Here is a 23,229-nt window from a genome sequence, read left to right on the forward strand (position 1 = left end):
TGGGCAAAGCGGAAGCGTGCCCACTACCTGTCGCGCGTTATCCAAAGACGCGGGCACGGCGCTTACGCGCCTTTGCCCGCCCTACGAAACCCCACCCTATCGCCCGCCCACCTTCTCCCACAACCACTTCGCCACCGCATCCGGCGACGAGTTCGCGTCGTTGCCGGATGCGCGCAGGTTTGCTTCGCGCATGGTGGCGATATCGATCTTTCCGAGCAGCGGTTGCAGCGCCGCCTTGAGCCGCTCATCCCCCGCGCGCTTCGGCGCGAGCAGCAGGATCGCATCGTAGGGCGGGATCGCGCGCTTGGGGTCGTCAAGCGCGACGAGGTCGTATTTCGCGATCAGGCCGTCGCTGGTGTAGCCGGCGATGACGTCGACCTCGCCGCTGGCCACCGCCGCATACATGAAGTCCGGCTGCATCTGGCGCTGGGCGCGGAACGAAAGGCCGTAGGCCTTCTGCAGCGCAGCCCATTCGGGGCGCGAGAAGAACTCGTAATCGCCGGCGATCGACAGCGTCGGCGCATGCGCCGCGAGATCGGCGACGGTGCGGACGCCGAGCGCCTCGGCGCGCTTCTTCGGCATCACCAGCGCATAGGCATTCTCGAAGCCGAGCTCGCCGAGCAGCGTGATGTTGTCCTTCGCCAGCGCTGTCTTCAGCTCCGCGATCAGCTCGGCGCGCGGCTTGATGTCGGTGCGATGCAGCTGGTTGGCCCACAGCGTGCCGGAATAATCGACACAGAGATCGATGTCGCCCGCCTTCAATGCCCCAAAGATCACGCTGGAGCCGAGGCCCGAGCGCGCCGTGGCCGAGAGGCCCGCCGCCTGCAGCCGATCCCGCATCAGCGCCGACAGCACATATTGCTCGGCGAAGGTTTTTGCACCGACGACATAGCCTTGCGGCGAGCGTCCCATGGTCGGCACCAGCGTTGCCGCAACCAGCGCCGCGATACCGGAGGCACCGAGCACGGTGCGAGCGCGGCTTCGCTGGCGCAGGCCGACCTCGATCAGGCCGAGCAACTGATCGACGGCGAGCGCGAGCAGGGCGGAGGCAAAGCAGCCGAACAGCACGAGCACCCAGTTCTGGGTCTGCAATCCCGCAAAGATGTAATTGCCGAGACTGGTCTGCCCGATCGGCGTCGACAGCGTCGCCGTGCCGATCACCCACACCGCGGCGGTGCGGATGCCCGCCATCATCACCGGCAGGGCCAGCGGCAGCTCGACCATGATCAGCGACTGCCGCGCGGTCATGCCGACGCCCTTGGCGGCCTCGATCAGCGCGGGATCGATGCCGTTGAGCCCGGTGATGCCGTTGCGCAGCACCGGCAGCATCGAATAGAGCGCCAGCGCCAGCATCGCGGGCAGGAAGCCGAACGCCGAAAAGGACACGCCGAACCAGGCCAGCGTCACGGATGCCGCCAGCAGCAGCAGCGGATAGAACAGCGCGAGCAGCGCCAGGCCCGGCACGGTCTGCACGATGCTGGCGATCGCGAGCAGGATGGCGCGCGGCGCCGGGCGGTTGCGCGTCAGGATGGCCAGCGGCAGGCTGACGGCGAGTCCAAGCGCGAGCGCGGCGAGACTGACCCGCACATGGTTGCCGAGATAATCGGGCAGATGCCCCAGCGCCTCGCCCCAGCGTGGATCGGCAAGCAAGCTCATGCCGCACCGCCCTGCGGCAGCAGCGCGTTCAGCCGCTCGACCTGGCGGCGCGGCGTGCGCAACAGCTCCAGCACGTAAGCGTCGCTGCTCCGCGACAGTTCGGCGGGAGTGCCCTGGGCGAGCAGCTTCCCCTCTCGCATCACCGCGATGCGGTCGGCGAGCAGGATCGCCTCCGTCATGTCGTGGGTGATCATCACCGTGGTCAGGCCGAGCTTGCGATGCAGCGAGCGATAGTCGTCGCCGAGCGCGTCGCGGGTGAGGGGATCGAGCGCGCCGAACGGCTCGTCCATCAGCATGATGCGGGGCCTCGCCGCAAGCGCCCGCGCGACCCCGACGCGCTGGCGCTGGCCGCCGGAGAGCGCCTCCGGCAGGCGGTCGCGATGCGCATCGCGCTCGAGCTGCACCAGCTCCAGCAGCTCGTCGACCCGCGCGGCGACCGCCGAAGCCGGCTCGCCCAGCAGCTTTGGCGTGATCCCGATATTGTCGGCGACGCTCAAATGCGGAAACAGCCCGCCGCTCTGGAAGACGTAGCCGATCCGCCGCCGCAGCGCGACCGGGTCGACGTTTTGCACGTCCTCGCCGCCGACCGTGATGGTGCCGCCATCGGCCTCGATCAGCCGGTTGGCGAGCCGCAGCAGCGTCGTCTTGCCGGAGCCCGAGCCGCCGACGATGGCCAGAAATTCGCCCTCGGCGACGTCGAGCGAGACGTCGTCGACAGCCCTCAGCGGGCCGAACCGCTTGGTCACGTGGGCGTAGCTGATGGTCGGCTTGGAAGGCATTCGACGCAGCTCATTCTTCCTTCCCCTCCCTTGGAGGGCACGGCATGCCTAGCACGCTTGGCGGCTTGATTGAACTTGCGCGCGCGAGCGGCTAAGGCATCAAGCGAAATCCGGAGGAAGCATATGTCGACGCCCACGGCGGTGGCGCTGGAAGATGCCAAGGTCGCGTTCCGGCTCGGGGACGGGCGGGTCTATACGGCGGTGGAAAAGGCCCATCTCACGGTGGCGCAGGGCGAGTTCGTGGCCATTGTCGGCCCCACGGGCTGCGGCAAATCTACGCTGCTCAACGTCGCGGCCGGGCTGCTGAAGCCGGCCGCCGGCAGTGTCAGGATTTTCGACCAGCCGCTCGCGGGGCTGAACCGGGATGCCGGCTATCTGTTCCAGGCCGATGCGCTGTTCCCCTGGAAGACCGCGCTCGACAATGTCGCGATCGGGCTCGAGATCAAGGGCACGCCGCGGGCCGAAGCGCTGCCGCGCGCGCAGCAATGGCTGACCTCCGTCGGCCTTGGCGCCTTCGCGGGCCGCTATCCGCACATGCTCTCCGGCGGCCAGCGCAAGCGCGTGGCGCTCGCACAGGTGCTGATCCGCGATCCCAAGATCCTCTTGATGGACGAGCCGTTCGGGCCGCTCGATGCACAGACCCGCCAGGTGATGGGAAATCTGCTGCTCGATCTGTGGAACGCCGACCGCAAGGCGGTGCTGTTCGTCACCCACGATCTGGAAGAGGCCATCGCGCTCGCCGACCGCGTCGTGATCATGTCGGCTGGTCCGTCCTCGCGCATCATCGGCGACTGGCGCGTCGGCTTGGCCCGCCCGCGCGACATCTTCGAGGTGCGGCTGGACAAGGAGTTCCACGAGCTGCATCGCGAGATCTGGAGCGTGCTCAAGGACGAGGTGATGAAGGGCTACGCGCAATCCACGCAAGCGGCGGAGGCGGTCTGATGTCGCGTCCGACGCTGTTCGCGCTGCAGGTCCTGGTCGCGGTCGTCTGCATCGTGCTGTGGCAGGTGCTGTCGACCGTCCCCGTGTTCGGCAAGGTCCTGCTGCCGCCGTTCTTCTTCTCCAACCCGCTCGACGTCTTCAGCCAGATCGTAAAGTGGTTCGCCTCCGGCGTGATCTGGAAGCATCTCGCCATCACGTTGACGGAATCGATCCTCGCCTTCGTGATCGGTTCGCTCGGTGGCGTGCTGATCGGCTTCTGGTTCGCGCGCCAGCCGCTGGTGGCCGCGGTGTTCGACCCCTACGTCAAGATGGTCAACGCGCTGCCCCGCGTGGTGCTGGCGCCGATCTTCGCGCTGTGGCTCGGCCTCGGCATCTGGTCCAAGGTCGCGCTCGGCGTCACCTTGGTGTTCTTCATCGTGTTCTTCAACGTCTATCAGGGCGTCAAGGAGGTCAGCCGCACCGTGCTCGACAATGGCCGCATGCTCGGCATGAGCGAGCGGCAGTTGATGCAGCACGTCTATTGGCCCTCGGCGCTGTCCTGGATGTTCTCCTCGCTGCACACCTCGGTCGGCTTCGCCGTGGTCGGCGCGGTCGTCGGCGAATATCTGGGATCGGCGGCGGGCCTCGGCTATCTCATCCAGCAGGCCGAAGGCGTGTTCGACGTCGCCGGCGTATTCGCCGGCATGTTCGTGCTGTCGGCCTTCGTCATCCTGATCGACTTCGGCGTGACGCTGGTCGAGCGGCGTCTGCTGGTCTGGCGGCCGACCGTGGACGGGCGCGGCTAGGCCGCCGCCCCCGACAGCTGACATTTATGTGATCGACCGGCCGGAATAGAACGCGCGCCCACGCGTCAAACCTCCATGCAACCACCTGCATGGGAGTTCAGGATGCCCCCCTCACAGTTTCGCCCCGCGGTAGCGGCGCGTGCAGGCAGATGTCGATGGCCGAGGCTCGGGCTCGGCACAGCGTTCCTTGCCGCGCGCATTCTCGTCGCTTTCGCGCTTCCTCCAATCGTCTTCGCGCACGAGTCCCATCCGAACCCACCTGCTGCGCCGAGCACGGAAGAGAGCGCCTTCCTGCAAGAGAATGATGCCGCCATGACCAGGATGATGAACGACATGGCGGTCAAACCGACCGGCGACATCGATCGCGACTTTGTCGCGATGATGAGCCCGCATCATCAGGGCGCCATCGACATGGCCGTGATCGAGCTGCGGTACGGTAAGAACGAGCAGCTTCGGCGCATCGCTCAGGAAATCATCGTCGACCAGATGCAGGAGATCGCTGCCATGAAGCTCGCCATCGGCGAGCCGGCGACCGACACCACGCCTGCTCCGACCCAGCCGCAATCCGTTCCCATCGCAACTGTTCATCATCATCCTGTAATGCGGATGGACATGTCCACTGGAATGAAGAAGTAGGAGCGGCAGATGACCAAGTCTCGAAGCCATATGATGAGGACCATTTTCCTGGCGGCCACCATGCTCGCCACCGGCTCCGTCGCATGGGCGGGGCAGGCGCCTGGCGCGCTGTCCTCCCCCGACATTCCGATCAGTCATCACGATCGGGTCTACGCGGCTGAGCAGTTCTCGAACACGGTTTCGGTCACCGACCCTGCCGACAACAAACTGCTTGGCGTAATCCGGCTTGGTGACCCGCAGCCCGGCAATTTCAGCCCGCTCTACAAGGGGCAGGTGCTCGTGCACGGCATGGGTTTCTCGCCCGATCACAAGACGCTGGCCGTAGTGTCGATCGGCTCGAACTCAGTGAGCTTCATCGACACTGCGACCAACGCGGTCAGGCACGTGACCTATGTCGGGCGGTCGCCACACGAGGCGTTCTTTACACCCGACGGCAAGGAGGTCTGGGTTACCGTCCGCGGCGAGAATTACATCTCCGTCATCGATCCAACGAGCTTCAAGGAGAAGACCCGCATCACGACGCCGAACGGGCCGGGGATGCAGATATTCTCACCTGACGGCAAATACGGCTACATCTGCTCGTCCTTCAATCCCGAGACCGATGTCGTCTCGGTCGTCGAGCACAAGATCATCGCTACGGTGAAGCAAGAAAGTCCGTTCTGTCCGAACATTGCGGCGACGCCCGATGGAGATCAGGTGTGGTTCACGCTGAAGGACGTCGGCCGGACACAAGTGTTCAACGCAAGGCCGCCGTTCAATGCAATCAAGACCATCGACACCGGGCCGATCACCAATCACGTCAACTTCGCGCACACCGCCAAAGGCACGTTCGCCTATGTCACCGTCGGCGGCTTGAACGAATTGAAGGTGTTCCGCACCGACGACTTCTCGCAAGTCGCCACGATCCCGGTCGGCAATCTGCCGCACGGCGTGTGGCCGTCCGGCGACGGCACCCGCATCTATGTGGGGCTGGAGAACGCCGACGCGCTCGCGGCCATCGACACCGCGACCAACAAAGTGGTTGGGAACGTTCCGATCGGCCAGGCGCCGCAAGCGATCGCCTATGTTCCGAATGCTGCGCCTGACCCGGATGACCGCCAGAACCTGCAGGCGCTCGGCGTGGCTGGCCAGGTGGCTCATCTGGCGCTCGCGTCGAAAGGCGGCACAAAGCACGGTAAGGCGCCGACCACGGTCTCGCTCTTCGATCAAGGCCTGATCCAGATCCTGCAGGCTTCAGTGACGGGACTTCAGCCCAAGCGGAAATATGTGTTGGCGCTTGCGGAGCGTAGTGACGGGGGCGGCCCATTGCAGCCGCTGGCGGCCTTCATGACCAATCCGGCCGGATCCGCTATCGTCAACGCGGCCGGTCCGATCCGGCAGATCGTCGACCAGTCTGCCGCGGCCGCAAAGCGCTATTTGGTGATCGCGTCCGGCGACGCGGCGATGCCGGGCGAGGCGGTCCAGATCGAGGCTCAATGATTCCGGTTCGAACGCCAATCGAGAGATGGCGGAGCGCTTGATGAAGGACATGCTGGTTCAAGTCGAGCCGCTAATCCCCGCGCTCCGCCGCTATGCCCGCGCGCTCACGCGCGAACGCGCCGCGGCCGACGATTTGGTTCAGGATTGCCTGGAGCGCGCCGTCAGCCGCTGGCACCAGCGGCGCGACGGCAGCGTGCGCGCCTGGCTGTTCACCATCCTTCACAACCTGGCTGTCACTCAGATTCGCCAGGCGACAGCGCGGGGCAGGCATATGCCGATCGACGATGCAGGCGAGCGGGAACTTGTCAGCGCGGCGGAGCAAGAGCACAGGCTGATCTATCAGGACGTCCTTGCCAAGCTTGCGAAACTCCCGGAGGAGCAGCGGGCCGTGTTGTTGCTGGTCGCGGTCGAGGACCTCTCCTACGCGGATGCGGCAGTGGTGCTGAACATCCCGATCGGGACCGTGATGTCGCGCCTGTCGCGTGCGCGGGAGAGGCTGCAGCAGGAGATGGATGGCACTGCGGCGGGAAATGTCGTGGCCTTGCGGAGCGTGAAATGAACCAGCGGCCGATCACCGAGGATGATCTCCACGCCTATGTGGACCAGGCGCTCGAGCCCGAGCGTCGCGCGGAGGTCGCATCCTACCTGAACGATCATCCGGATGTTGCCGCGCGCGTTGCGGCCTTCGCTACCCAGCGCGAGCAGCTGCGCGGCGCGCTTGCGCCGATCGCCGACGAGCCGTTGCCGGCAGAATTGAACTTGTCGCGCGTCATCGAGAGCCGAAGACGACGTCCCCTGCGAACGTGGGGAGCGATCGCTGCGACGTTGCTCCTCGGTATCGGCGGTCTCGGCGGGTGGACCATGCGCAGCGTGTTGCAGGAGGGTTCCAACGGACTGTCGGCGCTGGCACGGGAGGCAGCCTATTCTTATGTCGTCTACGCACCGGACCGCGTGCGTCCGGTCGAGATTCGCGCCTCCGAGAGTGCGGAGCTCACGCGATGGGTCTCGACTCGGCTGAAGCAGGCGGTGAAGGTGCCGGACCTCTCTGTCTCGGGCTACAGGCTGATGGGGGGGCGCCTGGTTGCGACGTCCCATGGCCCGGCCGCGATGTTCATGTACGATGACGATCGCGGGGATCGCCTCGTTGTGCTGACGCGCCCGATGAGCAACCGCAACCTGGACACGCCGATGATGCCGCAATCGACCGGCGATGTCGCGGGCTTCGTGTGGGCGGATGGCGGCATGGGTTACACGCTCGTTGGCCAGCTTCCGGGGGAGACTCTCAAGCCGATCGCGAACGAGATTCGGAAGCAGGCGCGCCCGATCTAGCGCCGGAATCGACCAAGCGGGTCCGCGCAGCGGCGCGAGCCCGAGCATTCGCCCGCGCCGGTTGAGGGGTCTCAATCCAGCAGCTTGGTATCATCCGGCGCTTGCGGCGGCGTCTTGATCGCGATCGCCTTGACCTGTCCCGAGATCGGCTTGGTCCCGCCGTGCGGCGTGCCCTTCGGGATGATGACGAGGTCGCCCGGCTTTACCGTCACTTCCTTGTCGCCGAGCCAGATCGTCCCGGTCCCGTCCAGGATGTACTGGATCTCGTTGGTGTTGGGGTGCATGTGCTTGGGCACGTTGCCGACCTGGATCGAGATCGTAGCGCCGTCGGCGCTCGCGAACATTTTCGAGCGGAAGCCGACGGCGTTGGCGGGGCCGAGCGCGTCGCCTTCCGTCTCGCCGGTGTGAATGATCTGCGCGGTGATGTTTTCCGCGGCCAGCGCCGGCCGGAGCAGTTGGTTCGCGCCGCATCCGGCGGCAAAGGCGGCGGCCAGCGCGAGCCCGGCAGTGAAGCGATTCATGGATGATCCTCCCCATCAGGAATTGTTCTTGTGCGCCCATGCTATTGCGCCGAAAGGCCGATGGCCAGTGCCTTAAGGCGCGCTTCTCAAGCCGGTCCTGCTGCTCTATGGTGCCGCCGGCCGAACGGAGGAAACCAATGAAGAACACGATTGCCAGGCTCGCCGGCGCGCTGCTCGCGCTGACGCTCACCACCGGATTTGCCGCGGCGCAAAGCAAGGTCACCATCGCGGTCGGCGGCGGCTCCTGCCTGTGCTATCTGCCGACGGTACTGGCCAAGCAGCTCGGCGAATACGAGAAGGCCGGCCTCAGCGTCGAGCTCGTGGACCTCAAGGGCGGCTCGGACGCGCTCAAGGCCGTGCTCGGCGGCAGCGCCGACGTGGTCTCTGGCTATTTCGACCATTGCGTCAATCTGGCCGCCAAGAAGCAGGAGCTGCAGTCCTTCGTGGTCTATGACCGCTATCCCGGCCTCGTGCTGGTGGTCGCGCCCTCGCGCACCAACGACATCAAGTCGGTCAAGGATCTCGCCGGCAAGAAGGTCGGCGTCAGCGCGCCCGGCTCCTCCACCGACTTCTTCCTGAAATACATGCTCAAGAAGAACGGCGTCGATCCCACCAGCGCCGCCGTGATCGGCGTCGGTCTCGGTGCCACCGCGGTCGCCGCGATGGAGCAGGGCCAGATCGACGCGGCCGTGATGCTCGACCCCTCCGTCACCGTCCTCCAGGGCAGCCACAAGGATCTGCGCATCCTCTCCGACACCCGCACGCAGAAGGACACGCTCGAGACTTTCGGCGGCGAATATCCGGGCGGCGCGCTGTACTCGACGGCAGCCTGGGTTGCCAAGCACGAGAAGGAGACGCAGGCGCTCACCGACGCGATCCTCGCCACGCTCGCCTGGATCCATTCGCACTCCCCTGAGGAGATCATGGCGAAGATGCCGGAGGAGACGGTCGGCAAGAACAAGGACCTCTATCTCGCCGCGCTGAAGAACACGATCCCGATGTACTCGGAGACCGGCAAGATGGACCCGAAGGGCGCGGACGCCGTGCTCTCGGTGTTCAGCGTCGGCTCGCCCGAGGTCGCCAATGCCAAGATCGATGTCGGCAAGACCTTCACCAACAAGTTCGTCGAGCAGGCCAAGAAGACTACGGGGAATGCCAAATAGCTGACGCGAAGATGGGGTAGCCGTCGCTCATGACGTCACCGATCATTCATCGCGTCACCACGCTCGATCTTGCCGTGCGGCCGATCGTCTGGCCGTTCGCGGAGGAACGGCGCGACGAGATCGCGGCGCATTTCGCCGAAAAGCAGCGCGAGCGGCCGAAGATATGGAATGGCCGCGTCCTGCTCGGGCGCGATCCCGTGTTCGCGGACGGCTGTTTCGCTGCGACCTATTTCGAGACCGATTTCGCCAGCTTCCTCGCCTGGCGCGACTGGGGCTTTCCCGGGCCTGCCGTGTTCAACGGCTTTGGCATGGGCGCGCTGCGCAGCGCCGACGGCGCCTTCGTCATGGGTGAGATGGCGCCGCACACCGCCAATGCGGGCCGAATCTATTTCCCCTCGGGCACGCCCGATCTCGACGACGTCAGGGGTGACACGCTGGACATTCCCGGCAGCGTCGTCCGCGAGCTCGAGGAAGAGACCGGCCTCACCGCGGCGGACTTTCGGGCCGAGCCGGACTGGCATTGCATCGTCAGCGGCCCTGCGATTGCGATGATGCAGGTGCTCAACCTGGATATGTCCGGCGAGGAGGCGCGCGCCCGCATCGAAGCCAACCTCGCCAGCGAGGACGAGCCCGAATTGTCGGCCATTCATCTCGTGCGCGGGATGAGTGATCTCAGGCCGACCATGCCGCGATTTGTCACGGCCTTTGTCGAGCAGCAGTTCGCCTCGCGCTGATGCGCAAGACTTGACATCCCTGCGCTCTGCCCATGTGATGGGGGCAAGCAAGATCAAGACGAATGCAATGCACAATCGTCCAGGGAGGTTTTGATGCGCCTGCGCATGGCTGCCCGGTTGCTACATGGGCTGGTGGTCGCGATAGCAGCGACGGGCTTGGCGGCGTCCGCCCAGGCCCAGGACAAGAAGATCAAGATCGGCGTCGTCTTTGATTTGACCGGGCCTCTGGCCGGCGGCGGCTCCGAGCTCAATTATGTCGGCGCGAAGATCATCCTCGACCATTTCGCCAAGACCGGCGTGGAGGGCTACAAGATCGAGGCGGTCTATGCCGACGCGCAGAGCAAGCCCGACATCGCCATCAACGAATCCGTCCGCCTGCTCGAGCAGGAGAAGGTCGACATGGTGCTCGGCTTCTTCTCCTCGGCCCAGTGCGTACCGGTGGCCGCCCGCGTCGAGCAGCTCAAGAAGTTCATGTGGATGACGACCTGCATCTCGTCGGCCGTGTTCAACGAGAAAGGCTACAAATACGTGTTCCGCCCGCAGGCGAGCGGCGACCAGTTCGGCATGATGACGATGGATTTCATCGCGCAGAACGCCAAGGAGAAGCTCGGCAAGGAACCGAAGGATTTGCGCGTCGCCATCATCCACGAGGACGGCGCCTATGGCGTCGACGTCTCCAAGGGCAACGAGGCCGGCGCGAAGAAGGCCGGCTTCAACGTCGTGCTCAAAGAGGGCTATTCGGCGACCGCGCCCGATCTGTCCCCGCTGGTGACCAAGCTGAAGCGCGCCAAGCCCGACGTCATCTTCCACACCGGCTACAATCCGGACATCACCCTGTTGCTGCGCCAGGCCCGCGAGCAGGGGCTGAAGTTCGGTGCGCTGATGGGCCATGGCGCCGGCTATGGCGTCTATGAGAAGCTGAAGGAAGGCATGGGGGCCGACGCCGCCTATATCTTCAACACCGACCCGATCTCGATCTGGCTCGCCAACCAGAAGACCATGGATCCGAAGCTCCCGCCCGTCATCAAGATGGTCGGCGAAGAGTTCGACAAGATCAAGCCCGGCGTCGCCATCCGCTCCGCCCATGTCGGCATCGGTGCCTCCAACACTTATGTGTTCATGGCGGATGTGCTGCCGCGGGCGATCAAGAAATATGGCGGCGTCGATCCCGAGGCGCTGCGCAAGGCGGCGCTCGACACCGACATCCCCGAAGGCGGCACCATGCTCGGCTTCGGCGTGAAGTTCTACGGCGAGGGCACGCCGATGGCCGGGCAGAACGAGCGCTCGTTCCCTGTCGTGATCCAGTATCTCGACGACAAGTCTCACGTGGTGTGGCCGAAGAGCCAGGCGCAGCGCGACGCCGTGCTGCCGCTGCCGAAGGGCACCACCTACAGCAACCAGTAGCAGCGGAGGGCTTTGGTGCTGGAAGTCAGCGGATTGGTGAAGCGGTTCGGCGGCTTCACCGCCGTCAACAACGTGTCGTTTCGGGTCGATCAGGGCGAGATCCTCGGCCTGATCGGCCCCAACGGCTCGGGCAAGAGCACGATCTTCAACATGCTCTCCGGCACGCTGGCGCCGACCTCGGGCTCGATCATGTTTGCCGGGCACGAGATCGCAGGCCTTGCGCCGCACCGGATCATCAACAGCGGCGTCGGCCGCACCTTCCAGATTCCGCGCCCCTTTCGCCGCCTGACCATTTTCGAGAACGTCGCGCTCGCCGGTTTCTACGGCCAGGGCCGACATAGCCGCGTCAAGGCGGAAGAGGCTGCCGAGCGATCCCTCGCGATGGTCGGTCTGCCGACCGATCGCCACGCCAGCGTCGATGGTCTCGGCGCCGCCGGCCTGAAGAAGCTCGAGCTGGCCAAGGCGCTCGCCACCGCGCCAAAGCTGCTGCTCGCCGACGAGAGTCTCGGCGGCCTCGACGAGGCCGAGATGGATCAGGCCGCCGACATGCTGCGCAACATCCGCGACGAGCTCGGCATCACCATCATCTGGGTCGAGCATATCATGGGCGTGCTGATGCGCGTCGTCGATCGCGTCATGGTGCTCGACCACGGCGAGAAGATCTCGGAAGGCCTGCCGAGTGCGGTGGCGGGCGATCCGCGCGTCATCGAGGTCTATCTCGGTACCGATGCCGAGACCACGCAGGCCGCGGCCGCCGAAGCGCGCCGCCGCGCGGGAGGCGCGTGATGCTGGAGCTCCGCGGCGTCAATGCCGGCTATGGCACCTTCCAGGCGCTGTTCGACGTCAATCTCGACGTCAAGGCCGGCGAAGCCGTCGGCGTCATCGGCCCCAACGGCGCCGGCAAGACCACCTTGATGCGCGTCATCTCCGGCCTGATCCGCCCCGCGCGCGGCTCGATCCGGATGGAGGGCACGGACGTCGTGGCGACGCCGCCGCACAAGATCGTCAGCCTCGGCATTGCGCATGTGCCTGAGAACCGGCGGTTGTTTCCGCAGCTCTCGGTCGACGACAATCTCAAGATGGGGGCCTTCATGAAGGAGGCGCGGGGCCATTATGCCGAGCGGCTCGAGGTCGTGTTCGACCTGTTCCCACGCCTGAAGGAGCGGCGCCACCAGATGGCCGGCACCATGTCCGGCGGCGAGCAGCAGATGTGTGCGATCGGCCGCGCGATGATGTCCAATCCGAAGCTGCTGCTGCTGGACGAGCCCTCGGCGGGCCTTGCGCCCGTCGTGGTGCAGCAGGTGTTCGAACTGGTGAAGCGGATCCGCAGCCGCGGGCTGACCGTGCTGATCGTCGAGCAGAACGTGCAGCAGGTGCTGAAAGTGGTCGACCGCGCCTATCTGATCGAGGCCGGCACGATCAGGGCGTCCGGCACCTCGGCCGAGATGCTGGCGAGCGACACGGTCAAGGAAGCTTATCTGGGGGTGTGAGGCTGATGCAGGCGTTCCTGGACATTTTCGACATCTATTTGCTGGAGGCCGTGATCAACGGCATCCTGCTCGGCGGCGTGCTGGCGCTGCTCGCGCTCGGGCTCAATTTGATCTTCGGCGTCATCGACGTGACCTGGATCTGCTACGCCGAGCTCGTGATGATCGGCATGTATGCCATGTATTTCATGGTGCAGGTCTACGGTCTCAGCTATTTCGTCGCAGCGCCTCTCACCGTTGTTCTGGTCGCGCTGCTCGGCGCAGCGCTGCATTACCTCGTGATCGCGCCGCTCTTGACCGCGCCGCCGATCAACCAGCTGCTCGCGACCGGCGGAGTTCTGTTCGTGCTGCAGAGCTTTGCCACCGTCGCCTTCGGCATCGACTTCCGCAACCTCGGCATCCGCCTGCCGGTGCTCGCCTTCGGCGACATGAATTTCAGCTACGCCCGGCTGCTGTCGTTCCTGGCGGCGCTGGTCGGCATGGTCGCGGTCTATCTGTTCATGACGCGCACTTTCACCGGCACCGCGATCCGCGCCATCTCGCAGGACCGCCAGATCATGGCGCTGATGGGCGTCGACACCAAGAGAATCTATCTCATCACCTCCGCACTCGGCGGCGCGCTCGCGGGGCTCGCCGCTTGCCTTCTGGTGCTGCAATATGACGTGCACCCCTTCGTCGGGCTGTCGTTCGGGCCGATCACCTTCCTGATCTGCGTGCTCGGGGGGCTCGGCAATTTCATCGGCGGTTTCATCGCGGCCTTCGTATTCGCCGAGATCATCTCGCTCGGCGGCCTGTTCTCCGATCTCGAATGGGGCTACGTGCTCGCCTTCGCCTTCTTCATCGTCATGATGTTCATCCGGCCCGCGGGCCTCCTGGCGAGGCGCCGATGATGGGGCAGGGGCGGCTGGCAGCCTGGGGCATCGGGCTCGCGGCACTGGTCGCGCTGCCCTTCGTCTATCGCGACCCCTATCATCTGCACATCCTGGTGCTGATCCTGATCTGGTCGTTCGCCTACACTTCCTGGTCGATGATGGGGCGGTTCGGCCTCGTCTCGCTCGGCCATGGCGGCTTCATGGGGATCGGCGCCTATGTCACCGCGCTGCTCTGGAATCATCTCGGGCTGTCGCCCTGGATCGGCATTCCCATCGGCATGGTCGCGGCCGGCGCGCTGGCGCTGATCGTCGGTTATCCCTGCTTCCGCTTCCGCATCACCGGCCACTATTTCGTGCTGGTGACGCTGGCGCTGTCGGGCATCGTGCTCCAGGTCATCACCGCGACACGCGACTATACCGGCGGCTCGCTCGGCTACACGCCGAACCGCGCATCCGGCAACAAGCTGTGGGCGCTGCAGTTCGACGACAAGACGACCTGGTATCTGATCGCGCTCGGGGTCTGGCTGTTCGGCATCGTGGTCTGGCACTGGGTCGACCGCAGCATGGCCCGCTATGCGCTGGAGGCGATCTCGGAGGACGAGGACGCGGCGGCGGCCGCCGGCGTCGACGTCACCGCGGAGAAGCTGAAGATCACGCTGCTGAGCGCGCTGATGACGGCGCTCGCGGGCGCGATCTACTGCCAGTACCAGATGTTCATCACCCCCGACACCGTCAGCGGCATCGCGGTGTCGCTGCAGATGGTGTTCGCGGCCATCGTCGGCGGCCTGTTCGTCTCGCTCGGCCCGACCTTCGGCGCCATCATCACCATTCTGCTGGCCGAGACCCTGCGCATCGGCTTCGGCACCAAGGCCGTCGGCTGGGACAATCTCGTCTACGGCGTGCTGCTCGTGCTCTTCATCATATTCCTTCCCAAGGGCATCCTTGGTAGCTTGCTCGACCGACTGAAGCCGCAACGCAAGGTGCCCCGCGCTCATGAGCAAGAAGCCGTCCAAATCGCCCGCCCAGGAACTTGACCGCTACATCACGCCATTCCGCTATGACGGTTCGGGCAAGTTTCATCTCAAGGATCACAAGACCAGCGAGAAGGGCGATCTCGACAAGGAGACGGCGCAGGCGCTCCTCGACGTCAACAAGAAGCGGCTGGTCGAGTTTCAGGAGAAGCTCTACGCCCAGGATCGCTGGTCGCTCCTGATCGTGTTCCAGGCCATGGACGCCGGCGGCAAGGACAGCGCCATCAAGGCGATCTTCGAGGGCATCAATCCGCAGGGCTGCGAGGTCCACGCCTTCAAGGCGCCGAGCAGCAAGGAGCTCGACCACGACTTCCTCTGGCGCCATGTGATCGCGCTGCCCGAACGCGGGCATATCGGCATCTTCAACCGCTCCCATTACGAGGAATGCCTGGTGACGCGCGTGCACCCGGAGCTTCTCGCCAAGGAGAAGCTGCCGCAGAAGCTGCTGACCAAGAACATCTGGAAGGAGCGGTTCGAGGACATCTCGGCATGGGAACGCTATCTCTGCCGCAACGGCACCGTGGTGCTGAAGTTCTTCCTCAACGTGTCCAAGGACGAGCAGCGCGAGCGCTTTCTCGATCGGCTGGAGGACCCGGCCAAGCAGTGGAAATTCTCGATGGACGACATCAAGGAGCGCGCGCTGTGGCCGCGTTACCAGGCGGTCTATCAGGACATCGTCCGGCACACCGCGACGGCCCATGCGCCGTGGTATGTCGTGCCGGCCGATCACAAATGGTTTGCGCGCGTCGTGATCGGCTCGGTGATCAATGCGACGCTCGAAAAACTCGACCTGCGCTTTCCCCGCGCCGACAAGGCCTCGCTGAAGGAGTTCGACGCGGTGCGCACGGCGCTGGAGAAGGAAGACAAGAGGAGCCAAGCGAAGAAATCGCGAAAACAACCCCATGCAAAGTAGACGGCGTGAGCAAAATCAAGGGTTTGCCGATCGTTGAAAAGTCATTTCGATTTACACGAAATAGAGTTGTTGCGTCGGGCAAAACAGGCGCTGTTCCGATCACTCCCGGAACCGGCATGCTCAATTGTGATCTCTTCGCCGATTGATCCCGCTTGACAGTTTTGTGGCACAGGAGGACCATGCCGTCGGTCGCAAACAAGCGACACGCAACGTCCACCTCATGAGCAAGGGGAGGTCTATGACACCACCTCCGCAAATCCAGCCGCGTTAAGTGCGATGGAGCTCGTTCGGACTATCGCATAGCGGCAGAAACCGCGAACGGCACGCCGGGTCAAGGTTTAGCGGGCTGCATCAGTAAGGCAGAGCCCCTACCTTCCCGGCGCTGTATTTTGGTCGCCGATCGTATGGATGGCCTTGACGAGGCCGACCGCGATAGCTGCCTTTGACATCCTGCGTTTCTCCCTCCTTCCTCCTCGCCGTCATTCCGGGCCGCTTCCCGGAATGACGGAGCGATCCGCGGATGATTTGTGCACTTGGGGTGCACTGGTCACCACATCGCCATGGCCGGGACAAGCCCGGGCGTGACGACTTGTAAAGTCGAACTGCGGGAATCCCGCAATGGACGGATCGCGTTGCACGGACCACGCTTCGGCGTCTGAACTCTGCAGAGACGAGGTTCCCCGACCCTGCATTGCGGCAAATGCCAAGAGAATGTCGCCTCGAAGGCCAACTTCCGACACAGGCGCGAGGCGAATAGCTTCAATCCGACATGACGCATGTGTTTCGGTGGTCCCGACGCCGCCGGCGCATGCATTTTTTTAAGGACTCCTCGTGTCGCATAAGCTTGCCCCGGCGGTTCTCGCCGTTCTCTTCCTCGCGTTCTTCTCCTTCCCCAGCGCCCGCGCCCAGCCGCCTCAGCCGGCCGCGAACAATGCCGCCGCGTTGTCGCCGGACGAGGCCAAGCGTGCGCTCGAGACGCTTCAGGACGACAAGAAGCGCGCGCAGATGATCGATACGCTACGCCTGATCGCCAATGCGTCCGGTCCGCAGCAACCTGCGACGCCCGCGCCCGAGCAGAAGTCGCCGATCCCGCTCTCGGCCGACGGACTCGGTGCGCAGCTCCTGCTCACGGTGTCGGAGGAGATCGGCGAGATCTCGAGCGAGATCGCCAGCGTGGCGCGGACGATCACGCATTTCCCGGCGTTCTATTACTGGATCGTGCGAACCGCGAACGATCCCGCGGCCTACAATCTTCTGATCGAGATCGCCTGGAAGCTCGCCTTGGTGGTCGGTTGCGCACTCGCGGCCGAATGGGTGCTGTTTCGCCTGATCCGGCGCCCGGTTGCCTTCCTCGAGGGGCGTGTGCCGCAAACCGCGCATCTGCCGGCGCAGGTGTTGCCGATTGCGGATCCGCCGTCGTCGGTTGCCGATGTCACCCCCGCGCCCGAACTGCACAAGCGCCGTCACAGCCTGGCGCGCGTCTGGCAGATCATGCAGCGCCTGCCTTTCGTGTTCGGGCGCCTCGTCCTCGAATTGCTTCCCGTGCTGCTCTTCGTCGGTGTCGCGACGGCGCTGCTCGGCACCGAGATCGGCCAGCCCACCACCGTTCGCCTCGTGATCCTCGCGGTCGTCAACGCCTATGCGTTTTCGCGCGGACTCATCTGCGTCGTCCGGGCGCTGGCCGGGCCGTTCGGTCTGTTTCCGGTGCGCGCCGAGACGGCCGCCTATGTCGAGATCTGGGCGCGCCGCATCGTCGGCGTCGGCGTCTCCGGCATCGCCTTTGCCAATGTCGCGCTGCTGCTCGGCCTGCACCGCGCCGGCTATGCCGCGCTGCTCCGCATGGTGATGCTGATCGTGCATCTCTTCGTCGTCGTCATCATCCTGCAATGCCGCCGGCAGGTCGCCGAGGCCATCCGGGCGCCGGCCGACCGGCAGGGCATCGCGGCCCGCCTGCGCAACCGCATCGCCGGCGGATGGCATTATCTCGCCATCGCGCTCGATCTCGCGCTCTGGGCGGTGTGGGCGCTCAACATCCGCAACGGTTATTCGCTGCTGCTGCAATATTTCGTCGGCACTATCGTCGTTGCCGTGATCACGCGCGTTGCCATCATGCTGACGCTGAGCCTGATCGACCGTGGCTTCCGCATCCAGCCGGAGATCCTGCAGCGCTTTCCGGGTCTCGAGATCCGCGCCAACCGCTACCTGCCGCTGCTGCGCAGGATCGTCTCCGGCGTGATCGTCTTCATCGGTTTCGTGGCGATGCTCGAAGTCTGGGGTGTGGACGCCATCGTCTGGTTCTATGGCGGCCAGATCGGCAGCCGGCTGATCTCGGCCGTGGTGACGATCGGCCTCGCCGTATTCATCGCAGCGGCGATCTGGGAGGCCAGCAACGCGCTCCTGGACCGCCAGATCAACACGCTGTCGCGGGACGGGCACTACGCCCGCGCCGCGCGCTTGCGCACCTTCCAGCCGATGCTGCGCACCGCGCTGCTCTGCCTGATCGCCACGATCGTCGGCCTCACCGCGCTGAGCGAGATCGGCGTCAATGTCGCGCCGCTGCTGGCGGGTGCCGGCATCGTCGGCATCGCCATCGGCTTCGGCTCGCAGAAGCTGGTGCAGGACCTCATCACCGGGCTGTTCCTGCTGCTGGAGAACACGGTGCAGGTCGGCGACAATGTCAGCGTGTCGGGCCTGTCAGGGGTGGTCGAGAACGTTTCCATTCGAACGATACGTCTGCGCGCGGGCGACGGCGCCGTTCACATCGTGCCGTTCAGCGCGGTCACGACCATCACCAATGCGAGCCGCGGCGCGGGCAACGCCTCCGTCAGCGTCAATGTCGCCTATAAGGAAGACACCGACCGCGCCGGCCAGATCCTCAAGGACATCGTCGAGGAGATGCGCCGCGAGCCGGACTTCCGCGCATTGATCCGCGGCGACCTCGATCTCTGGGGCATCGACAAGGTGGACGGCGCGATGGTGTCGATCGTCGGCCAGATCCGCTGCACCGAAGCCGGGCGCTGGCCGGTCCAGCGCGAATTCAACCGCCGCATGAAGCTGCGCTTCCAGCAGAACGGCATCAACGTCGCATCCGCCACCCAGACCATCCTGATGCATATCGCGCCGCCGGCCGACAGCGCCGCCAATCTGACGCCGCGGCGCGCGGCCGGATAACCGCGTTATCAACTTACCGCTTGCCTCGGGTCGCCCGGCAGCGTTCACTCGCCCTCCAGCCCGCTGCCAACATGCGGGCGACAAAAAGGGCGGGAGAGACTGATGCGGGGGCTGTGGGCTGTGCTGCGCGGTCATGCGATCGTCATTGGCGCGTTGATCGCATGCGCGATGTGGTGCACGCCGGCAGGCGCTCAGTCATCGCGTCCCATCACCCTCATCGTACCGTTCGCCGCGGGCGGTCCGACCGACACGCTGGCGCGGATCCTGTCGGAGCGGATCGCTGCCGAGCTGCACACCACGGTCGTGGTCGAGAACGTCGCCGGTGCCTCCGGCAGCATTGCAGGTGCCCGCGCCGCCCGCGCGACGCCTGACGGCACGACGATCACGATCGGTCATTGGGGCACCCATGTGCTGAACGGCGCGATCCTCAAGCTGCCTTATGACGTCGTGAGCGATTTCGAGCCGGTCGCAATGATCGCGATGGGCACGCAACTCATCGTCGGCCGGAAGTCGCTCGAGGCGAACAATCTCAAGGAGCTGATCGCATGGCTGAAGGCCAATTCCGGTAAGGCCACCGCGGGAACTTCAGGGGCGGGCACGGGAGCCCACGTCGCCGCCGTCTTCTTCAAGGATAAAACAGGCACCGATTTCCAGTTCGTGCCCTATCGCGGCGCAGGGCCCGCCATGATCGATCTCGTCGCAGGCCAGATCGACATCATGTTCGACCAGGCGGCGAACTCGCTGGCACACGTCAAGAGCGGCGCGGTCAAGGCGTTCGCGGTGACATCGCCGACGCGGCTTGCCTCCGCTCCCGACATTCCGACCGTCGACGAGGCGGGCCTGTCAGGGCTTTATATTTCCTATTGGCACGGCATCTGGGCACCGAAGAACACTCCAAAGGACATCGTCGCCCGGATCAACGCGGCGATCGTCGCCGCGCTCGCCGATGCCGCGGTCAAGCAGCGCTTTACCGAACTCGGGCAGGAGATACCGCCAACCGACCAGCAGACGCCCGCAGCGCTCGCTGCGTTCCAGAAGGCCGAGACCGAGAAATGGTGGCCGATCGTGAAGGCGGCTAACATCAAGCCGGAATGACGAGGGGTAGAGAGCCTTGCCGCGTTAACTTTTACGCGCGCAACTGCCAATCGTTGGCGCAAATCTCGCTGCGGTGCGAGATCACAATCGGTGCCTCAGTGTCTGCGTCCTTGATCTCAATGGAGCGCTGGCCGACAATGTGCGCGGTTCAATGTGCTTCTTGGGGGAATTCGTGAATAGACCTGCCCGGGTCGTTGCCCAATCGACGTCGTCAAATCCGCCGCAAGGCATGGCGCTGCTGCGCGATCCCCTGCTCAACAAGGGCACCGCTTTCACGGAATCCGAGCGCGAAGCACTCGGCCTGCGCGGCCTGCTGCCGCCTTGCGTGCTGACGATGGAGACGCAGGCGCAGCGCGTCCTCACCAATCTGCGCACGCTGCCGACGGACCTCGAAAAATACGTCGCGCTGAACGCGCTGCATGACCGAAACGAGGCGCTGTTCTTCCGCGTCGTCGTCGACAATATCGACGAGATCCAGCCGATCATCTACACGCCGACGGTCGGGCTCGCCTGCCAGAAATACGGCCTGATCTTCCAGCGGCCGCGCGGCATGTTCATCTCCTCGCGCGATCGCGGCCAGATCGCCGAGCTCCTGGAGAACTGGCCCTATCAGGCCAAGCTTATCGTCGTCACCGACGGCGAACGCATTCTGGGACTTGGCGATCTCGGCGCCAACGGCATGGGTATTCCGGTCGGCAAGCTCTCGCTCTATTCAGCCTGCGCCGGCGTGCATCCGGAAGCGTGCCTGCCGATCGTTCTCGACGTCGGCACCAACAACGAAGAGCTTTTGAGCGATCCCTATTATCTCGGCCTGCGCGAGCGGCGGCTCACCGGCGAAGCCTATGACAGCTTCGTCGACGAATTCATGCAGGCGGCGCGAAAGACCTTTCCGGGCGTGCTGATCCAGTTCGAGGATTTCGCCAATCATTCGGCGTTCAAGCTGCTGCACAAATATCGCGATGAAGCCTGCGTCTTCAACGACGACATCCAGGGCACCGCGGCGGTGGCGCTGGCCGGCCTGTTCTCGGCGCTGCGTGTGAATGGCGGCAAGTTGAAGGACCAGAAGATCCTGTTCCTGGGCGCAGGCGAGGCGGCAACCGGCATCGCCGATCTCGTGGTGTCCGCGATGATGGCGGAAGGCGCCTCCGAGGCGGACGCGCTCCGCCGCAACTGGCTGGTGGATTCCCGCGGTCTCGTCGTCGGCGGACGCGAAGGTCTGTCCGGCCACAAGCTCCGCTATGCCCACACCGATCAGGCGCCGATCGCCGACTTCCTCACTGCGATCAAGACGCTGAAGCCGACGGCGATCATCGGCGTCGCCGCGGTCGGCGGCGCCTTCACGCCGGAGGTGCTCAAGACGATGGCGGAGCTCAACGAACAGCCGATCGTGTTCGCACTCTCCAACCCGACCTCGAAGGCCGAATGCTCGGCGGAGGATGCCTATCGCTACACCGGGGGCCGTGCGCTGTTCGCCTGCGGCAGCCCGTATGATCCGGTCAAGCTGGCCGGCCGCAGCTTCGTGCCGCGCCAGGGCAACAATTCCTACATCTTCCCGGGCGTCGGCCTCGGCGTCATCGCCAGCGGCTCGCGCCTCGTCACCGACGAGATGTTCATGGCGGCGGCCCATACGCTCGCCGATTGCGTCGGCAAGGACGATCTCGCGCAGGGCAGTCTCTATCCGGCGCTGCCGCGCATCCGCGAAGTCTCGGTCCGCATCGCCGCGGCCGTTGCCGACGTTGCCTATCAGCGCGGGCTCGCGGACGGGCCGGCGCCCAATGACGTCAAGGCCCTGGTGCAGTCGCAGATGTACGAGCCGCATTACTGAGCAGTCGTCCCGCGCCCAAACGGCGCGATAACGGCGCCACGTTTCCGCATCGTCATGCCCGGGAGAGCTCGATTTTCTCGCCAGCTTGAAGACGACCTGGCGACGACTCTATTGGCGTGAGTTCGCGCAGCTCCTGAAGGATGATGCGGAGCCGGCCGAGAGCCAGCCGGACACGCGGCCCATCATCTGGCGCATTGTATCGCGCTGATTTTCGCCGAATCTGTCCCGATTCAGGACGCGTCACTGTGGTGGAATCGTCACAGCTGGCGCGAAACGGCGGCGGCCCCACGCCTGCTTTTGTTCCGACAAGGTTCTGCCCTCATTGCCCACCGAAAATCGCTCCCGTTCGGAGGGGCGTACCATGTCTTGCATTGCACGTGCCGAAACTGCCCGGATTTCCTTCGCAACCTCGTGCCGGCTGCTGCTGGCCATCGCCGGCGCCGCCTCGCTTGCGGCCTGCGCGCAATCGCCGGTCGGCCGCCAGAAGGCCGATCTCGCCGGCGTCAACAGGCAGGCCGCGGTCGAGCGGCCGCACCGCGTGGCGGCGCTGCATCCGCGCCCGATCAGCCGGGCGCGCGTCCCCGACGGTAACGCCAAGCAGACCGCGTCGCATGGCCTCGCCAGCTTCTATTCCGATACGGAGACCGCGAGCGGCGAGCGGTTCGACAAGAACGAGTTGACCGCGGCGCATCCCAGCCTGCCGTTCGGCACCAAGCTCCGCGTCACCGATACCAACTCCGGCCGTTTCGTCACGGTCAGGGTCAACGACCGCGGGCCCTATGTTCGCGGCCGCGTTGTCGATATCTCGCCGTCCGCGGCCGAGGCGCTCGGCATGGTCGACAAGGGCATCACCAACGTCCGCCTCGAGGTCGTGCAATAGCGCGCTCGTCAAGACGACGCGGCGCGCTTAACCGGCTGTTAGCGGCTTCTCAAGCACCATGGGTGTCCGGACAATTTGGGGCTGTTGGGGAGACGGACGCTTGAACACGATCCAGTATCTCGAAGATCAGGCCGCGCGCGCCGAGCGGCTCGCCAAACGGATCACGGATACGCTGACGATCGAAAAGCTCCTGGCCTTTGCCGACGAACGCCGCCGCGAGATCGACGTCATCGCCGGCAAGTACCGGCGCGCTTAGCTCCAGCAAACCATGCTCTGAACGCATTCGTCCTCCCCGCGAACCGGGGAACTTCTTCGCGCCTCCTGCGTCATCTGGGCAGGAGAGAAGAGGAGGACATCATGGGTTTTGGACGAGGTGCTTTGCTTTGGTTGCTTGGCGTGCCGCTGCCGATCGTTCTGCTGCTGGCATTGTTCTGGCACCACTAAGTGGGTGTCACACGAAAAGCGCCGCGGAAGCGGCGCTTTTTTGTTGCCAGCGCAAACAGCGCGGCACTTCTAGCGCGCCGGAC

General features: G+C 65.0%; 22 protein-coding genes. 19 read left to right on the forward strand and 3 right to left on the reverse strand.

Annotation, left to right across the window (positions count from 1 at the left end; all coding sequences use genetic code 11):
• Window positions 1–96: 96 nt before the first annotated feature.
• Together RPS27_RS21015 and RPS27_RS21020 are read right to left on the reverse strand one after the other, a co-directional pair.
• Complete coding sequence (locus RPS27_RS21015) at window positions 97–1,656, reverse strand: glycine betaine ABC transporter substrate-binding protein (protein ID WP_212067597.1); 1,560 nt, start codon at window positions 1,654–1,656, stop codon at window positions 97–99.
• On the reverse strand, window positions 1,653–2,435 hold the full coding sequence (locus tag RPS27_RS21020) for an ABC transporter ATP-binding protein (RefSeq protein ID WP_212067595.1): 783 nt from the start codon (window positions 2,433–2,435) through the stop codon (window positions 1,653–1,655). The genes RPS27_RS21015 and RPS27_RS21020 overlap by 4 nt, the downstream gene beginning before the upstream one ends.
• Window positions 2,436–2,558: 123 nt before the next feature.
• Between RPS27_RS21020 and RPS27_RS21025 the strand changes: the two genes are divergently transcribed.
• From RPS27_RS21025 to RPS27_RS21050, 6 genes are all read left to right on the forward strand, one after another.
• On the forward strand, window positions 2,559–3,377 hold the full coding sequence (locus tag RPS27_RS21025; protein ID WP_194403834.1) for an ABC transporter ATP-binding protein: 819 nt from the start codon (window positions 2,559–2,561) through the stop codon (window positions 3,375–3,377).
• Window positions 3,377–4,162: an ABC transporter permease gene (locus RPS27_RS21030; protein WP_212067593.1), complete on the forward strand. Its 786-nt coding sequence runs from the start codon at window positions 3,377–3,379 to the stop codon at window positions 4,160–4,162. The genes RPS27_RS21025 and RPS27_RS21030 overlap by 1 nt, the downstream gene beginning before the upstream one ends.
• Window positions 4,163–4,264: 102 nt before the next feature.
• Complete coding sequence (locus RPS27_RS21035) at window positions 4,265–4,798, forward strand: DUF305 domain-containing protein (protein ID WP_212067591.1); 534 nt, start codon at window positions 4,265–4,267, stop codon at window positions 4,796–4,798.
• 9 nt (window positions 4,799–4,807) lie between these two features.
• A complete protein-coding gene (locus RPS27_RS21040; RefSeq protein WP_212067589.1) occupies window positions 4,808–6,277 on the forward strand; it encodes a YncE family protein in 1,470 nt (489 codons plus the stop codon).
• Window positions 6,278–6,317: 40 nt separating this feature from the next.
• On the forward strand, window positions 6,318–6,836 hold the full coding sequence (locus RPS27_RS21045) for a sigma-70 family RNA polymerase sigma factor (RefSeq protein ID WP_313754226.1): 519 nt from the start codon (window positions 6,318–6,320) through the stop codon (window positions 6,834–6,836).
• Entirely contained in the window at window positions 6,833–7,606 is a 774-nt protein-coding gene (locus RPS27_RS21050) for an anti-sigma factor (RefSeq protein WP_212067586.1), read from the forward strand. The genes RPS27_RS21045 and RPS27_RS21050 overlap by 4 nt, the downstream gene beginning before the upstream one ends.
• Before the next feature lie 71 nt (window positions 7,607–7,677).
• On the opposite strand, the gene RPS27_RS21055 is transcribed toward RPS27_RS21050, so the two are convergent.
• Complete coding sequence (locus tag RPS27_RS21055; RefSeq protein WP_212067584.1) at window positions 7,678–8,127, reverse strand: cupin domain-containing protein; 450 nt, start codon at window positions 8,125–8,127, stop codon at window positions 7,678–7,680.
• 137 nt (window positions 8,128–8,264) lie between these two features.
• On the opposite strand from RPS27_RS21055, the gene RPS27_RS21060 reads away from it, so the two are divergent.
• From RPS27_RS21060 to RPS27_RS21120, 13 genes are all read left to right on the forward strand, one after another.
• Complete coding sequence (locus RPS27_RS21060) at window positions 8,265–9,290, forward strand: ABC transporter substrate-binding protein (RefSeq protein ID WP_211416367.1); 1,026 nt, start codon at window positions 8,265–8,267, stop codon at window positions 9,288–9,290.
• A 29-nt stretch (window positions 9,291–9,319) separates the two neighbouring features.
• Window positions 9,320–10,024 carry an NUDIX hydrolase gene (locus tag RPS27_RS21065; protein WP_313754227.1) on the forward strand — a complete coding sequence of 235 codons (705 nt, stop codon included), beginning with the start codon at window positions 9,320–9,322 and terminating at the stop codon, window positions 10,022–10,024.
• 93 nt (window positions 10,025–10,117) lie between these two features.
• Window positions 10,118–11,428, forward strand: a complete 1,311-nt coding sequence (locus RPS27_RS21070) for an ABC transporter substrate-binding protein (RefSeq protein WP_194403826.1) — start codon at window positions 10,118–10,120, stop codon at window positions 11,426–11,428.
• A gap of 15 nt (window positions 11,429–11,443) precedes the next feature.
• The gene (locus RPS27_RS21075; protein ID WP_194403825.1) at window positions 11,444–12,214 is read left to right on the forward strand and encodes an ABC transporter ATP-binding protein; all 771 of its coding nucleotides are present in this window, start codon (window positions 11,444–11,446) and stop codon (window positions 12,212–12,214) included.
• Window positions 12,214–12,918: an ABC transporter ATP-binding protein gene (locus RPS27_RS21080; protein ID WP_212067578.1), complete on the forward strand. Its 705-nt coding sequence runs from the start codon at window positions 12,214–12,216 to the stop codon at window positions 12,916–12,918. Before RPS27_RS21075 ends, RPS27_RS21080 begins: the two co-directional genes overlap by 1 nt.
• A 5-nt stretch (window positions 12,919–12,923) precedes the next feature.
• Window positions 12,924–13,805, forward strand: coding sequence for a branched-chain amino acid ABC transporter permease (locus tag RPS27_RS21085; RefSeq protein ID WP_194403823.1), 882 nt, complete (start codon window positions 12,924–12,926; stop codon window positions 13,803–13,805).
• The gene (locus RPS27_RS21090) at window positions 13,802–14,821 is read left to right on the forward strand and encodes a branched-chain amino acid ABC transporter permease (RefSeq protein ID WP_194403822.1); all 1,020 of its coding nucleotides are present in this window, start codon (window positions 13,802–13,804) and stop codon (window positions 14,819–14,821) included. Before RPS27_RS21085 ends, RPS27_RS21090 begins: the two co-directional genes overlap by 4 nt.
• The gene (locus RPS27_RS21095; protein WP_212067576.1) at window positions 14,781–15,731 is read left to right on the forward strand and encodes a polyphosphate kinase 2 family protein; all 951 of its coding nucleotides are present in this window, start codon (window positions 14,781–14,783) and stop codon (window positions 15,729–15,731) included. Before RPS27_RS21090 ends, RPS27_RS21095 begins: the two co-directional genes overlap by 41 nt.
• A gap of 831 nt (window positions 15,732–16,562) precedes the next feature.
• The gene (locus RPS27_RS21100) at window positions 16,563–18,902 is read left to right on the forward strand and encodes a mechanosensitive ion channel domain-containing protein (RefSeq protein ID WP_212067574.1); all 2,340 of its coding nucleotides are present in this window, start codon (window positions 16,563–16,565) and stop codon (window positions 18,900–18,902) included.
• A gap of 102 nt (window positions 18,903–19,004) precedes the next feature.
• The gene (locus RPS27_RS21105; RefSeq protein ID WP_212067567.1) at window positions 19,005–19,997 is read left to right on the forward strand and encodes a Bug family tripartite tricarboxylate transporter substrate binding protein; all 993 of its coding nucleotides are present in this window, start codon (window positions 19,005–19,007) and stop codon (window positions 19,995–19,997) included.
• A gap of 172 nt (window positions 19,998–20,169) precedes the next feature.
• Window positions 20,170–21,822, forward strand: a complete 1,653-nt coding sequence (locus RPS27_RS21110) for an NAD-dependent malic enzyme (protein WP_349629327.1) — start codon at window positions 20,170–20,172, stop codon at window positions 21,820–21,822.
• Between the two features lie 361 nt (window positions 21,823–22,183).
• Window positions 22,184–22,702 carry a septal ring lytic transglycosylase RlpA family protein gene (locus RPS27_RS21115; protein ID WP_313754228.1) on the forward strand — a complete coding sequence of 173 codons (519 nt, stop codon included), beginning with the start codon at window positions 22,184–22,186 and terminating at the stop codon, window positions 22,700–22,702.
• A gap of 100 nt (window positions 22,703–22,802) precedes the next feature.
• The gene (locus RPS27_RS21120; RefSeq protein WP_167771231.1) at window positions 22,803–22,958 is read left to right on the forward strand and encodes a hypothetical protein; all 156 of its coding nucleotides are present in this window, start codon (window positions 22,803–22,805) and stop codon (window positions 22,956–22,958) included.
• Window positions 22,959–23,229 lie beyond the last annotated feature (271 nt).

The organism is Bradyrhizobium sp. WYCCWR 12699 (assembly GCF_032144035.1).
GTDB lineage: Bacteria > Pseudomonadota > Alphaproteobacteria > Rhizobiales > Xanthobacteraceae > Bradyrhizobium.

Coding starts and splice junctions, on each gene's coding strand:
- RPS27_RS21015 (WP_212067597.1), bottom strand. CDS start 1,656: ATGAGCTTGCTTGCCGATCCACGCTGGGGCGAGGCGCTGGGGCATCTG.
- RPS27_RS21020 (WP_212067595.1), bottom strand. CDS start 2,435: ATGCCTTCCAAGCCGACCATCAGCTACGCCCACGTGACCAAGCGGTTC.
- RPS27_RS21025 (WP_194403834.1), top strand. CDS start 2,559: ATGTCGACGCCCACGGCGGTGGCGCTGGAAGATGCCAAGGTCGCGTTC.
- RPS27_RS21030 (WP_212067593.1), top strand. CDS start 3,377: ATGTCGCGTCCGACGCTGTTCGCGCTGCAGGTCCTGGTCGCGGTCGTC.
- RPS27_RS21035 (WP_212067591.1), top strand. CDS start 4,265: ATGCCCCCCTCACAGTTTCGCCCCGCGGTAGCGGCGCGTGCAGGCAGA.
- RPS27_RS21040 (WP_212067589.1), top strand. CDS start 4,808: ATGACCAAGTCTCGAAGCCATATGATGAGGACCATTTTCCTGGCGGCC.
- RPS27_RS21045 (WP_313754226.1), top strand. CDS start 6,318: ATGAAGGACATGCTGGTTCAAGTCGAGCCGCTAATCCCCGCGCTCCGC.
- RPS27_RS21050 (WP_212067586.1), top strand. CDS start 6,833: ATGAACCAGCGGCCGATCACCGAGGATGATCTCCACGCCTATGTGGAC.
- RPS27_RS21055 (WP_212067584.1), bottom strand. CDS start 8,127: ATGAATCGCTTCACTGCCGGGCTCGCGCTGGCCGCCGCCTTTGCCGCC.
- RPS27_RS21060 (WP_211416367.1), top strand. CDS start 8,265: ATGAAGAACACGATTGCCAGGCTCGCCGGCGCGCTGCTCGCGCTGACG.
- RPS27_RS21065 (WP_313754227.1), top strand. CDS start 9,320: ATGACGTCACCGATCATTCATCGCGTCACCACGCTCGATCTTGCCGTG.
- RPS27_RS21070 (WP_194403826.1), top strand. CDS start 10,118: ATGCGCCTGCGCATGGCTGCCCGGTTGCTACATGGGCTGGTGGTCGCG.
- RPS27_RS21080 (WP_212067578.1), top strand. CDS start 12,214: ATGCTGGAGCTCCGCGGCGTCAATGCCGGCTATGGCACCTTCCAGGCG.
- RPS27_RS21085 (WP_194403823.1), top strand. CDS start 12,924: ATGCAGGCGTTCCTGGACATTTTCGACATCTATTTGCTGGAGGCCGTG.
- RPS27_RS21090 (WP_194403822.1), top strand. CDS start 13,802: ATGATGGGGCAGGGGCGGCTGGCAGCCTGGGGCATCGGGCTCGCGGCA.
- RPS27_RS21095 (WP_212067576.1), top strand. CDS start 14,781: ATGAGCAAGAAGCCGTCCAAATCGCCCGCCCAGGAACTTGACCGCTAC.
- RPS27_RS21105 (WP_212067567.1), top strand. CDS start 19,005: ATGCGGGGGCTGTGGGCTGTGCTGCGCGGTCATGCGATCGTCATTGGC.
- RPS27_RS21115 (WP_313754228.1), top strand. CDS start 22,184: ATGTCTTGCATTGCACGTGCCGAAACTGCCCGGATTTCCTTCGCAACC.